Here is a 14,209-nt window from a genome sequence, read left to right on the forward strand (position 1 = left end):
TCACACGTGAGGACTCGGAAGACGAGAGCAGTGGATGGCCGAAGCGCCCGCCGCACAGTGGCGGGCGTGGTCGCCTCCGCGGCTGCTGTTCTCGTCCTGGCCGGATGCGTATTCGTTCCCCCGGCCAATTCCGACCCGAGACCCTCCGAAAGCATCGAACCGTCTCCGCCACCGCCGACCCGGTTGGCGCTGATCTCCGACTTCGGGACGTGCGACGCCGGAGAACAATGGACGGCGGATCAGGTCGCCTCCTGGGGCGTTGACGCCATCGTGACCGCCGGAGACAACACCCAGAACGAAGTCGACTGCACTCCGTATGCCGAATCGGTCTGGGGCTACTTCGAGCAAGGCGAGGGCGGGCGGGGCGCGCCACCTCTGTGGCCCACGCTCGGCAACCACGACTACTCCGATGTGGGTGCCGGCCTCGACGCCTATCGTGCGGCCTTCCCGTACCTCAGCACGGCCGCCGACGAGCAGCAGCGCTGGTACACACAGGATATCGGCGACGTTACCCTGATCGTGCTGGACAGCGAGACCACCCCAGAGGAGTTGGAGATCCAGCGGGGCTGGTTGAAGGAAACACTCACTGACCAGCGTGCCGAGCGACCGGATGCCTGGAACGTGGTGCTGTTCCACCGCCCCGCCTACACCTCCGGCGTCCACGAAGACAACCGGGAGATGCGGCCCACCGCTGGCTGGGACTACGCCGGGTGGGGGGCCGATATTGTCATCGCGGGCCATCAGCACATCTATGAGGACGTCGTGGTCGATGGTCTGCACTACCTCACAGCCGGCATCGGGGGTACGGCCAACACCCGCGTGTGTCCCGTCGAACTGCGAGAGGGAAGTCGGCTCTGCCTGGAGGGGACCGGTGCGAGCGTGATCGAGGCGACGGCCGATGAGTTCGTGCTCCAGTACTACCGGCCCGATGCGGAGGGCACGGCAACGCTGGGGGACACCATCCGGCTCAGCCGCTAGCGCGCTGGCCTGGTCCTGAGAACCGTGAGCGAGGGCGCTCAGTTGCCGATCTGGAACACGGTGCGGCCGGGCAGCGGCGACGGCGTGGCGGTAGCATCCGTGGACACCGACGCGGCCGACATGAACTGGGCCAGCTCGGCGCCCTCGACGACCTTGGCCGGATGCGGGCCGCCGGCCAGCAGCCGCGGCACCCAGTGCAGGTCGAGCGGGGTGTGCGCGGCCACGAAGACGATGTTGCCGAACCGGCGCCCCTTGAGCACCTGCGTCTCGGCGAGGCCGATGACGTGCCCGAACACGGCCGACAGCGTGGCGGCCTGGCTGCGGGCGAACGCGAGGCCCGGCCCATCCGCCACGTTCACCGCGAGCACACCGCGCGGCGACAGCAGCGGAGCGGCCAGCTCGTAGAACTCCCGGCTGGTCACGTGCGCCGGGGTGCGGGCGCCCGAGAAGATGTCGACGACCACGAGGTCCACCGAGCCGTGCAGCCCAGCGGGCAACTTGCCCAGCACCTCGCGGGCGTCACCGTGCCGCACCCGCAGGTTGGCGCGCTTGTCCCAGGGCAGTTCGGCGCGTACGAAGTCGATGAGGTCGCTCTCGATCTCCACCACCTGCTGGCGGGAGCCGGGCCGGGTCGCCTCCACATAGCGGGGCAGGGTGAGCGCGCCGGCGCCGAGGTGCACGGCCGTGATGGCCTCGCCAGGGTCGCCGATCAGGTCGATGACGTGCCCGATGCGCTGGATGTACTCGAAGAACAACTCGTCGGGGTTGTCGATGTTCACGTGCGACTGCGGGGTGCCGTCCACCACCAGCTGGTAGCTGCCCGGCGTGAACCGGTCCGGCTCGATGACGGCCTGGTGCCCGCTCAGTTTCAGTGTGATCGTCGGATGTTCGTGCTCGCCCCTGCTCATCCCCCCAGTCTGACAGCCCCGCGCATCCGTGCGCCGACTTGTGCCAAATGCAGCCTTAGCTGGCCCGGAAGGGGCACTTTGCGGCAAATCGGGAGCCACGATGCGGCCGTCGCTGAGCTGAGTTGCCAGTTGACGCCCCCACAGGGGCCAGCGGCGGGCGCCAACTGGCAATTCACCACCGGCCCCTGCGGTGAGGTGCCACTTGACGCCCCTTCAGGGCCCGCCACACGGCGCCAACTGGCAAGTCGGCGACCACGCCCGGAGCGGATGGCTGCGCGATACCGACGACACGCGCTCGACGGCCGCAGCAGGACGCTGCCGGATGAGGCACAATGGAGCAACTCAACACCCCGCCCGCCGCTCCAGCCGGCCGGTGAAACCGGGTTATACCTGAGAATTTGGCGAAGGTCAATATTCCAGTAGACACGGGCGCAACAACGGCATATAGTTGACCTTTGCGCTCCCAGATTTAACTCTGCCTTCATATTGCGGTCGGCTTTGCGTGCTCAAGCCACCTTGCAGCACATTTCTGAGCCGGATGTCCTCATATCCAAGGATGGACATCCCTGCTCAGGATCTGCGGAGTCCATACCAAATTACTAACAGTGATTAGACCTGACGGGGTCCACGGAGGTTACTTCCTTGGCTGCTGCGCGCAACGCAACCACCAATTCACCCAAGAACGGACGAGCTGCTGGCCGTCTTTCGTTCGCAAAGATTTCTGACAACCTCACGGTTCCCGATCTGCTCGCTTTGCAGACCGAGAGCTTTGACTGGCTCGTCGGAAACGACATCTGGAAAGCTCGCCTCGCCGAGGCCCAGGCTGCCGGTCGTCACGACCTGAACGCTCGCACCGGTCTCGACGAGATCTTCGAGGAGATCTCGCCGATCGAGGACCTCAGCGAGACGATGCAGCTGTCCTTCACCAACCCGGAGCTCGAGCCGGAGAAGTACACCATCGACGAGTGCAAGGAAAAGGGCAAGACCTATTCCGCACCGCTGTATGTGAACGCTGAGTTCATGAACCACCTCACCGGTGAGATCAAGACCCAGACCGTGTTCATGGGCGACTTCCCGCTGATGACCCCCAAGGGCACCTTCGTGATCAACGGCACCGAGCGTGTCGTCGTGTCGCAGCTGGTGCGTTCGCCCGGTGTGTACTTCAACCGCGAACAGGAGAAGACCTCCGACAAGGACATCTACTCCGCCCGCGTCATCCCGAGCCGTGGTGCCTGGCTCGAATTCGAGATCGACAAGCGCGACCAGGTCGGCGTTCGCATCGACCGCAAGCGCAAGCAGTCCGTCACGGTGTTCCTCAAGGCCCTCGGACTCACCTCCGAAGAGATCCTCGAGGAGTTCAAGGGCTTTGCGTCCATCGAGCTCACCCTCGAGAAGGACAACATCCTCACCAAGGAAGAAGCCCTCAAGGACATCTACCGCAAGCTGCGCCCGGGAGAACAGGTCGCCGCCGAGGCCGCGCGTGCGCTGCTGGACAACTTCTTCTTCAACTCCAAGCGCTACGACCTGGCCAAGGTTGGTCGTTACAAGATCAACCGCAAGCTGGGCCTCGAGGCGCCGCTCACCGACTCCGTTCTCACGCTCCAGGACATCCTGGCCACGATCAAGTACCTGGTTGCGCTGCACGACAACCAGACCACGATCCGCGGCACCCGCGACGGCGTCGAGACCGACATCCGCATCGACATCGACGACATCGACCACTTCGGCAACCGTCGTATCCGCGCCGTCGGCGAGCTCATCCAGAACCAGGTCCGCACCGGCCTGTCCCGCATGGAGCGCGTCGTTCGCGAGCGCATGACCACGCAGGACATCGAAGCGATCACCCCGCAGACCCTGATCAACGTGCGCCCCGTCGTCGCCGCGATCAAGGAGTTCTTCGGTACGTCGCAGCTGTCGCAGTTCATGGACCAGAACAACCCGCTCGCCGGACTGACGCACAAGCGTCGCCTGTCCGCGCTGGGCCCGGGTGGTCTGTCCCGTGACCGCGCAGGTGTCGAGGTGCGAGACGTTCACCCGTCGCACTACGGCCGCATGTGCCCGATTGAAACCCCGGAAGGCCCGAACATCGGCCTGATCGGTTCGCTCGCCTCGTTCGCGCGGATCAACGCCTTCGGTTTCATCGAGACCCCGTACCGTCGTGTCATCGATGGTGTCGTCTCCACGACGATCGACTACCTCACCGCAAGTGAGGAAGACGAGTACATCGTCGCGCAGGCCAACGCCCCGCTGACCAAGGCCGCCCGCTTCGCCGAGACCCGTGTTCTCGCGCGTAAGAAGGGTGGAGAGGTTGACCTCTTCCCGGCAGAAGACATCGGCTACATGGATGTCTCGCCGCGCCAGATGGTTTCCGTCGCGACCTCGCTCATCCCCTTCCTCGAGCACGACGATGCTAACCGCGCACTCATGGGTGCCAACATGCAGCGTCAGGCTGTGCCGCTGCTGCTCAGCGACAGCCCGCTGGTCGGGACCGGTATGGAGGGCTTCGCGGCCATCGACGCCGGCGACGTGCTCACCGCACAGAAGTCCGGTGTGGTCATGGAGGTGTCGGCTGACGTCGTCACCATCCAGCTCGACGAGGGCGGAACGCAGGACTACTACCTGCGCAAGTTCAGCCGCTCCAACCAGGGCACCAGCTACAACCACCGCGTCATCGTCAACGCCGGCGAGCGTATCGAGGCCGGCGAGGTCATCGCCGATGGTCCCGCTACCGACAACGGTGAGCTCGCACTCGGAAAGAACCTCCTCGTGGCATTCATGTCATGGGAGGGTCACAACTTCGAGGACGCCATCATCCTGAGCCAGAACCTGGTGAAGGACGACGTTCTCTCCTCGATTCACATCGAAGAGTACGAAGTGGATGCGCGCGACACCAAGCTGGGCAAGGAAGAGATCACTCGCGACCTGCCCAACGTCTCCCCGGACCTGCTTGCAGACCTGGACGAGCGTGGCATCATCCGCATCGGCGCCGAGGTTCGCCCCGGCGACATCCTCGTGGGCAAGGTCACGCCGAAGGGCGAGACCGAGCTGTCCGCCGAGGAGCGCCTGCTGCGCGCGATCTTCAACGAGAAGAGCCGCGAAGTTCGCGACACTTCCCTGAAGGTTCCTCACGGTGAGCGTGGCACCATCATCGGTGTCAAGGTTTTCGACTCGCAGGATGGCGACGACGAGCTCGGCTCGGGCGTCAACCAGCGTGTTGTCGTCTTCATCGCCCAGAAGCGCAAGATCACCGAGGGTGACAAGCTCGCCGGTCGTCACGGCAACAAGGGTGTCATCTCGAAGATCCTGCCGGTCGAGGACATGCCGTTCCTCGCCGACGGAACCCCGGTTGACATCATCCTGAACCCGCTGGGTATCCCGGGCCGCATGAACTTCGGTCAGGTGCTGGAGACCCACCTCGGGTGGATCGCCAAGCAGGGCTGGCAGGTCGAGGGTAAGCCCAAGTGGGCCGGCCGTCTTCCCGAAGCCGCGCACAGCGCCGCCCCGAACACCAAGGTCGCGACCCCGGTGTTCGACGGCGCGCTCGAGGAAGAAATCGCCGGTCTGCTCGACTCGACGACTCTGACTCGTGACGGCGACCGCCTGATCGACTCGACTGGAAAGACGCAGCTGTTCGATGGTCGCTCCGGCGAGCCGTACCCGATGCCCATCGCGGTCGGATACATGTACATCCTGAAGCTGCACCACCTCGTCGACGACAAGATCCACGCACGTTCGACGGGCCCGTACTCCATGATCACGCAGCAGCCGCTGGGTGGTAAGGCGCAGTTCGGTGGACAGCGTTTCGGTGAGATGGAGGTGTGGGCGCTCGAAGCATATGGAGCCGCTTACGCCCTGCAGGAACTCCTGACCATCAAGTCGGACGACATCCTCGGCCGCGTCAAGGTGTACGAAGCCATCGTTAAGGGCGAGAACATCCAGGAACCCGGTATCCCCGAGAGCTTCAAGGTTCTGATCAAGGAAATGCAGTCGCTGTGCCTGAACGTCGAGGTGCTCTCGGCCGATGGAACCGCAGTCAGCCTGCGCGACACGGATGACGAGGTCTTCCGCGCAGCGGAGGAACTGGGCATCAACATTTCCACCCGGTTTGAGTCGTCGTCAATCGACGACATCTAAACCAGGCCACTGACGAATACTCGAAAACTTTCCAAGGAGAGAAATTGCTCGACGTAACAACATTTGACGAGCTTCGCATTGGCCTGGCCACCGCTGACGACATCCGTCGTTGGTCGCACGGTGAGGTCAAGAAGCCCGAAACCATCAACTACCGCACACTCAAGCCGGAAAAGGACGGTCTCTTCGGAGAGCAGATCTTCGGACCGTCCCGCGACTGGGAGTGCTCGTGCGGCAAGTACAAGCGAGTGCGCTTCAAAGGCATCGTCTGTGAGCGCTGTGGCGTAGAGGTCACGAAGTCGTCGGTGCGCCGTGAGCGCATGGGCCACATCGAACTCGCCGCCCCGGTCACCCACATCTGGTACTTCAAGGGTGTGCCCTCGCGTCTCGGTTACCTGCTGGACATGGCTCCGAAGGACCTCGAAAAGGTCATCTACTTCGCTGCCTACATGGTCATCGAGGTTGACGAAGACGGTCGCCACCAGGACATGCCTGGGCTGGAGAACGAACTGCGTCTCGAGATCAAGACCCTCGAAGGCAGCCGCGACTCCCGCATCGCCGACCGCCTGCAGCGCCTCGAAACCGACCTCGCAGCACTGGAGGCCGAAGGCGCCAAGAGCGACCAGAAGAAGCGCACCAAGGACGCCGCCGAGAAGGAGATGTCGCAGGTCCGCAAGGCCCTCGACGAGCAGATTGCTCACCTCGAGCGTGTCTGGGAAGACTTCCGCACCCTCAAGGTCGGCGACCTGAAGCCGGAAGACTCCGTCTTCCACGAGCTCCAGGACCGCTTCGGCATGTACTTCGAGGCCTTCATGGGCGCCGAGGCCATCAAGAAGCGCCTCGAGGCCTTCGACCTGGTCACCGAGAGCGAAAACCTGCACCTGCAGATCGCCGAGGGCAAGGGTCAGAAGAAGATCCGCGCCATCAAGCGTCTGCGCGTCGTCAACGCCTTCATCATGACCGGCAACTCGCCGGCCGCGATGGTGCTCGACGTCGTGCCGGTCATCCCGCCGGAACTGCGCCCGATGGTGCAGCTCGACGGTGGCCGTTTCGCGACCTCCGACCTCAACGACCTCTACCGTCGTGTGATCAACCGCAACAACCGTCTGCGTCGTCTGCTTGACCTCGGTGCCCCCGAGATCATCGTGAACAACGAGAAGCGGATGCTGCAGGAGGCCGTTGACGCGCTCTTCGACAACGGTCGTCGTGGCCGTCCCGTCACGGGTACCGGTAACCGCGCCCTCAAGTCCCTTAGCGACATGCTCAAGGGTAAGCAGGGTCGGTTCCGTCAGAACCTGCTCGGTAAGCGCGTTGACTACTCCGGCCGTTCGGTCATCATTGTCGGCCCGCAGCTGAAGCTGCACCAGTGTGGTCTGCCCAAGCAGATGGCCCTGGAGCTCTTCAAGCCGTTCGTGATCAAGCGCCTGATCGACCTGAGCCACGCTCAGAACATCAAGGCCGCCAAGCGCATGGTCGAGCGCAGCCGCCCCCAGGTGTGGGACGTGCTCGAGGAGATCATCCGTGAGCGCCCGGTTCTGCTGAACCGTGCACCCACGCTGCACCGCCTCGGTATCCAGGCCTTCGAACCTCAGCTCGTGGAGGGTAAGGCCATCCAGCTGCACCCCCTCGTCTGTGCGGCGTTCAACGCCGACTTCGACGGTGACCAGATGGCTGTGCACCTGCCGCTGTCCATGGAGGCCCAGGCCGAAGCGCGCATCCTGATGCTCGCCTCGAACAACATCCTGAAGCCGTCTGACGGTCGCCCGGTGACCCTGCCCACCCAGGACATGATCATCGGTCTGCACCACCTGACCACGCTCAAGGACGGCGTCACCGGCGAAGGCCGCGCGTTCACCTCTGTCTCGGAGGCCATCCTGGCCCACGACCAGAAGTCGCTCGACCTGAACGCCAAGGTGCGCATCCGCATCAGCGACCTGTACTTCACCGAGGGCACTCAGCCCGATGGTGTTGAGCTGGTCGATGGTCAGGCCGTCGGAACCGTACTGGTGAACACCACGCTGGGCCGCGCAATCTTCAACGAGGCGCTGCCGGCTGACTACCCGTACTTCGAGAAGGTTGCCGACAAGGGCACCCTCTCGGCCATCGTGAACGACCTCGCAGAGCGGTACCCGAAGGTGGAAGTAGCGGCAACGCTGGACCGCATCAAGGACGCCGGCTTCTACTGGGCCACCCGCTCCGGTGTGACCGTCGCGCTCAGCGACATCCTGACGCCTCCGAACAAGAAGGAGATCGTCGGTACCTACGAGAAGATGGCCGCGAAGGTTCAGTCGCAGTTCGAGAAGGGTCTCACGACCGACCTCGAGCGTCGTCAGGAGCTCATCCAGATCTGGACCAAGGCGACCGAAGACGTCGCCGCGGCCATGCAGGCGAACTTCCCGGCCGACAACACGATCAACCGGATGGTTACCTCTGGTGCTCGTGGTAACTGGCTGCAGGTGCGAAACATCGCCGGTATGCGTGGTCTGGTTAACAACCCGAAGGGTGAGATCATCCCTCGCCCGATTATCTCGAGCTACCGCGAAGGCCTGTCCGTCGCCGAGTACTTCATTGCTACTCACGGTGCTCGTAAGGGTCTGGCCGACACCGCTCTGCGTACCGCAGACTCCGGGTACCTCACCCGTCGTCTCGTCGACGTCTCGCAGGATGTCATCATCCGCGAAGACGACTGCGGTACGACCAAGGGTCTGGAACTGCCGATCGCCACGGTCGACGCCGCCGGCGCTCTCTCACGTCACCCCAACGTGGAGAACGCGGTCTACGCCCGCAGCCTGGCCGCCCCCGCGGTCAACGCCAAGGGTGAGGTCGTTGCTGACGCCGGAGACGACGTCGGTGACGTGATGATCGAGAAGCTGGTTGCCGCCGGCGTCGAGAACATCAAGGTGCGCTCGGTGCTGACCTGCGAGTCTGCTGTCGGTGTGTGTGCGGTCTGCTACGGCCGTTCGCTCGCTACCGGCCTGCTCGTGGACATCGGAGAGGCCGTCGGCATCATCGCCGCACAGTCGATCGGTGAGCCCGGCACGCAGCTGACCATGCGTACCTTCCACACCGGTGGTTCCGCATCCGCAGACGACATCACCCAGGGTCTGCCCCGGGTGCAGGAGCTCTTCGAGGCGCGTACCCCCAAGGGCGCATCGCCGATCGTCGACGTTGCTGGCCGCATCACCATCGAGGACACGGATCGTAGCCGCAAGGTGATCCTGACCCCCGACAACGGTGACGAAGCAATCGCCTACCCGGTGCTCAAGCGCGCGACCCTCCTCGTTGAGGATGGCCAGCACGTGGAGCTCGGCACGCAGATCATCATCGGCGCCGTCGACCCGAAGGAAGTTCTTCGCGTCAAGGGTGTCCGTGCGGTGCAGAAGCACCTCGTTGGTGGCGTGCAGGATGTCTACCGTTCGCAGGGCGTGCCGATTCACGACAAGCACATCGAGGTCATCGTTCGTCAGATGCTTCGCAAGGTGACTGTGGTGGAGCACGGCGACACCGGCCTGCTGCCGGGCGAGCTCGTTGACCGGTTGAAGTACAACGAGCTCAACCGCACCGCGCTCACCGAGGGCAAGAAGACGGCTTCGGCTCGTCAGGAAGTCATGGGTATCACCAAGGCTTCGCTGGCTACCGAGTCGTGGCTGTCGGCCGCTTCCTTCCAGGAGACCACCCGGGTTCTGACCCAGGCGGCCATGGAAGGCAAGAGCGACCCGCTGATGGGCCTGAAGGAGAACGTGATCATCGGTAAGTTGATCCCGGCCGGCACCGGTCTTCCCCGTTACCGCGACGTCAACGTCGAGGCAACGGATGAAGCCAAGGCTGAGCGTTACCCGAACCGCATCTTCACTGATGATGCAGCGTTCACCGAGGGTGACCTGAGCTTCGTCGACTTCGACAGCTTCTCGTCGGACGACTTCACCCCCGGTACGTACAACTAACCGAGTGTGATTCCCGGATGGCCCCCTGCTTAGGCAGGGGGCCATTCCCCGTTAATCGAGCCCCCTCGTTGATCGAGCTTGTCGAGATCCCGTGAGCCATCCTCCGGCGCGTCCCCATCTCGTCGGTCGAGCTTGTCGAGACCCCGTGAGTGGACCTCTGAATGCACGTCACCAGGTTTGGACAACCTCAGCCAACGGGCCTGAAGGAGAACGTGATCATCCGTGAGTTGATCCCGGCCGGCACCGGTCTTCCCCGGACGCCGTCAACGTGATTTCGGATGCCCGACGCTTCGGCAGGGGCCCATTCTGCGTTAAGAACCTGCGACGAGCGTCGGCCCGGTAGAATCATCATGACGAGTGGCGCTCCTGCCCATCGGGAGCAGAGGCACATCATGCGGTTGGCCAGTCTCACCGGAGCGGCCGTCGCCGGAGCGGTCGGTGTGATCCTCCTGATCGGATGGTACGTCGGGCTCGGCGCGATCCCCGGGGCCATCGCCGGCCTGTGGACGATCAAACCGATGACCGCAGTGGGCTTCATTCTCGTCTCTGCTGCCGTGGCAATGCTGGACCGGCGCCGAGTCAGCCTGGGTCTGGGTCTCGCTGTTGCCATGATCGGTGTGCTCACCCTGGCCGAGTACATCTTCGGGATATCACTCGGCATTGACGAGCTTGCGGGTATCGACTTCGACGGGCAGACCGCGCGCATGGCGCCGGCCACGGCGGTGTCGCTGCTGCTGCTCGGGGCATCCGTCGTCGCCAGCCGGCTCGCCCGCGCCAGCGTGATGCTCGGACTGGCCTTCGGGACGCTCATAATCAGCCTGATCGCGATTCTCGGCTACGCCTACGGGGTCTCCTCGCTCTACAGTGTCGGCGGGTTCGCGAGCATGGCCTTGCCCTCGGCGCTCGGGCTGGCCATTTTGTCGTTGTCGATCCTGCTGCAGCGTCCCGCCAACGGTCTGATCGCGCTGTTGGGCGACCCGGGCAGCGCGGGGCATCTGCTCCGCCCGGTCATTCCTGTCTTGTTCCTCGGCCCGTTCGTCCTGGGGCTGGCCGACCTTGCGGGCCGCCGCCTGGGCTGGTACGACACGGTGTTCGGCGTCGCCATCCTGATCGCGGTCATGACAGTTCTCGGCACGGGGCTCGCCTGGATCGCGGCGCGCCGGCTGCGCACCCTCGATCGCCAGCGGGACGCGGCCATGCAGGCCCTCGCCGAGGCCAACCACACCCTTGAGGAGACGGTTGACGCTCGCACCCGGCAGCTGGCGGAGACGGCGGACACGCTCCACACGCTGATCAAGATCGCACCGGTTGGCATCGTGCAACTGGATGCTGCGGGCGGAATCATTTCGGCTAACGACCAGTGGCTCGAGCTGAGCGGGCTCACGAAGCGCCAGTCGCGGCGCGACGGCTGGGTCGCGGCCATGCACCCCGACGACGCCGACCGAGTGCGTCAGGAATGGCACCAGTACGCCGCCGCCGGGGAGGCCTACGAGACGACCATGCGATTCCGCACTCCCTCCGGCCAGGTCAACTGGGTGCAGGTGAGCACCGCCCCGATTACAGACGCGAGGGTTGTGTTGGGGCACCTTGCCAGCGTGACCGACGTGACCGCGCTGCGCGCTGCCGAACACGCGGCATCGGCGGCCAGTGCCCGCTTCGAGGCCGCCTTCGCCTCGTCGCCGCTCGGAACAGCCATCGTGTCCCTGGACGGAATAGTCGTCGAGGCGAACAAGCGGCTCTTCGACCTGGCCGGGTCATTGATCCCGGTGGTGAATCAGCCCATCGAGTCGATGTTCAGCCCGGCGAATGCCGGTGATGGCGCGGCATCCGCGACGGTCGGACTCGACGGCCCGACGGGCCGCCGCATGGACCGTCGGATGCGACGCGACGACGGTGAGGAAACCTGGGTCAAGGTCAGCATCGCCGAGATCAACGAGGGTGAGCAGGCCGGCGGGTTCCTGTACCAACTCGAGGACATCACCGCCCGGCGCCTGGCCGAAGCCCGGGTCGAGCATCTAGCTTTCCACGATCCGCTGACAAACCTGCCCAATCGCCTGCTGCTACTCGACCGGCTGAATCAGGCTCTCCTCCAGGCGTCGCGTCGCGGTACCGGCGTCGCCGTGTTGTTCATCGACCTCGACCGATTCAAATTCGTCAACGACAGCCTCGGCCATCACGCCGGCGACGCCGTCCTAATGCAGGTTGGGCTCCGGCTGCGCCAGCATGCCAGGGCGACCGACACGGTGTCCCGCATCGGCGGGGACGAATTCGTGGTCATCTGCCCGGATGTCGGCCGCAGCGGGGACGTCAACAAGATCGCCGAGGCGTTCCAGAAGGCCATCTCAGAGCCGATCCAGTTCGGTGACCAGATCGCATCCGTGGATGCCAGCATCGGCATAGCATTCGGGCTCGGTCATGACGACGCCGAGTCATTGCTGCGCAACGCTGATCAGGCGATGTACCTGGCCAAGGGACGGGGCCGCGCCCGATACGAGGTCTTCGACGACGACCTGCGCTACCGCATTCACCAGCGGCTCGACACCGAGCTGGCTCTGCGCGACGCCGTCGCTCAGGGCGAGATCGAGACGTGGTACCAGCCCATCGTGGACCTGCAGGAAAACCGAGTCGTGGCGACCGAGGCCCTCGCGCGCTGGCGGCGGCCCGAGCGCGGGATGATCTCCCCGGGGGAGTTCATCGCTATTGCCGAAGAGGTCGGTTTGATCAAGGGCATCGGTGCCACGGTGCTGGGCCAGGCCTGCCACGCGGCGACCGCCCTGGAGCGCAACGTGGCCGTCAGCGTGAACGTCTCGGCCCGGCAGTTCGTGCAGGACGACTTCGGCGCTGTCGTCAAGCGCGCGCTCAGGGACTCGGGTCTGGCCCCTGACCAGCTCTGGCTGGAGCTCACCGAGAGCGCCGTGCTTGAGGCGATCGACTCCGCCGCCCGAACCTTCCAGGAGCTGCGCGCCATCGGAGTGCGGCTCGCCATCGACGACTTCGGCACCGGCTACTCGTCGTTCACACATTTGCGCGAGTTCACCGTGGACCTGTTGAAGATCGACCTGTCGTTCATCCGCGACCTTGAACGGTCCGAACACGATCGAGCGATAGTGGAAGGAATCCTCCGTTTGGCGGACTCCCTCAATCTGGATGTGGTCGCCGAGGGCATCGAGACCACCAACCAGCGAGACCTGCTGCAGGCGATGGGCTGCCGCTACGGCCAGGGTTACCTCTTCTCGAAGCCGACTCCCAGCGCTTCCCCCGCGGTCGTCTTCGCCACCTGACTCGCTCGTTCTTAGGCTCGTCGCCGACAAGCGCGACCAGCGGATGCGAGGAGCCACCGTGTGACAGACAGTGCGGACTAGGTCGCGCAACAAGGAGTCATGAACACACGGTGGCTCGCGACCCATGATGCCCCGCATCCGGCCCGGAGGCAAACGGCCAGCTAGGCTGGGGGAAAATCTCGAAGGGGGTCACCGCCATGGGTGCTGCAACGTTGCCGACTGGTTCACCGTCCCGGCGCCCGCTGTGGTTCGCCCTCGGCGCCGTCGGCGTGCTGCTGGTCGTGGCCTTGATCGTGGTGCTCGTTGTCTGGCGCGGGGGAGCGGGCACTCCTTCCGGCTCCGACGACTCCCTGCCGGGCACCCGCCCCACGCCCACCGCAACCGCCGAGCCGCAGGCCGTCGCCAGCGCCGCGCCCGCGGTGGCCGCCGGGCCGCGCCCCACCAGCTGCGAGGCGATCTACAGCCCCGCCATGCTGGCCACCCTCAACGAGACCGGCACCCTTAACCCCGAGTGGGCCGAGAAAGACGTCAATTCCGGCGTGCTGTTCGGTACCGACGACGAACAACTCATCGTCGTCATCGAGGGCGCAGAGCACCTCACTTGCGTATGGGGCAACCCCGACGGCGGCTCGGGTAGCGGCCTCACCTCCAACGTGGTCTTCGTCACGGCCGAGCAGTCCGAAGCGGTGCACCAGCGGCTGCTCGGCGACGGCCTGAACTGCTACGAAGAGCTCGGCGGCATCCGCTGCATCGCCGAATCGACCGAGGGTGCCGAGGGCATCGCGGGCCAGTCGCACTTTCTGCGCGACGGCATCTGGCTGGCCACCCGCTACGTGAACGCGGGCCCGGAAGGCTACACCCACGACATGGTCGCCACCGTCTGGGCCGGCGCCTAACCAGCACCTCCCTGGCCCCGTCGGGCTATGCTGTGCGCAAAATCCTCCGGAAGGATTGCGCTCAGGGAGGC

At 64.8% G+C, this 14,209-nt stretch carries 6 protein-coding genes; 5 read left to right on the forward strand and 1 reads right to left on the reverse strand.

Annotation, left to right across the window (positions count from 1 at the left end):
* Positions 1–66: 66 nt before the first annotated feature.
* On the forward strand, positions 67–978 hold the full coding sequence (locus E3T19_RS03900) for a metallophosphoesterase (protein ID WP_166788786.1): 912 nt from the start codon (positions 67–69) through the stop codon (positions 976–978).
* Positions 979–1,016: 38 nt separating this feature from the next.
* Here E3T19_RS03900 and E3T19_RS03905 read toward each other — a convergent pair whose 3' ends face one another.
* On the reverse strand, positions 1,017–1,886 hold the full coding sequence (locus E3T19_RS03905) for a spermidine synthase (RefSeq protein WP_088457228.1): 870 nt from the start codon (positions 1,884–1,886) through the stop codon (positions 1,017–1,019).
* Between the two features lie 642 nt (positions 1,887–2,528).
* Here E3T19_RS03905 and rpoB point away from each other — a divergent pair.
* The 4 genes from rpoB to E3T19_RS03925 all read left to right on the forward strand — a co-directional run bounded on the left by rpoB (position 2,529) and on the right by E3T19_RS03925 (position 14,138).
* A complete protein-coding gene (rpoB, locus tag E3T19_RS03910) occupies positions 2,529–6,020 on the forward strand; it encodes a DNA-directed RNA polymerase subunit beta (RefSeq protein ID WP_103429995.1) in 3,492 nt (1,163 codons plus the stop codon).
* A 44-nt stretch (positions 6,021–6,064) separates the two neighbouring features.
* Entirely contained in the window at positions 6,065–9,961 is a 3,897-nt protein-coding gene (locus tag E3T19_RS03915; protein ID WP_088457226.1) for a DNA-directed RNA polymerase subunit beta', read from the forward strand.
* A 392-nt stretch (positions 9,962–10,353) separates the two neighbouring features.
* Positions 10,354–13,242 (forward strand): EAL domain-containing protein, encoded by a 2,889-nt coding sequence (locus tag E3T19_RS03920; RefSeq protein ID WP_166788787.1) that lies wholly within the window; start codon positions 10,354–10,356, stop codon positions 13,240–13,242.
* A gap of 197 nt (positions 13,243–13,439) precedes the next feature.
* Complete coding sequence (locus E3T19_RS03925; RefSeq protein ID WP_134408159.1) at positions 13,440–14,138, forward strand: hypothetical protein; 699 nt, start codon at positions 13,440–13,442, stop codon at positions 14,136–14,138.
* Positions 14,139–14,209: the final 71 nt, after the last annotated feature.

The sequence above is a fragment of the Cryobacterium sp. TMT4-31 genome, from assembly GCF_004403385.1.
GTDB lineage: Bacteria > Actinomycetota > Actinomycetes > Actinomycetales > Microbacteriaceae > Cryobacterium > Cryobacterium zongtaii.

Excerpts from the sequence above, each read along its gene's own strand:
- E3T19_RS03905 (WP_088457228.1), bottom strand. The coding sequence starts at position 1,886 with ATGAGCAGGGGCGAGCACGAACATCCGACGATCACACTGAAACTGAGC.
- E3T19_RS03925 (WP_134408159.1), top strand. The coding sequence starts at position 13,440 with ATGGGTGCTGCAACGTTGCCGACTGGTTCACCGTCCCGGCGCCCGCTG.
- E3T19_RS03920 (WP_166788787.1), top strand. The coding sequence starts at position 10,354 with ATGCGGTTGGCCAGTCTCACCGGAGCGGCCGTCGCCGGAGCGGTCGGT.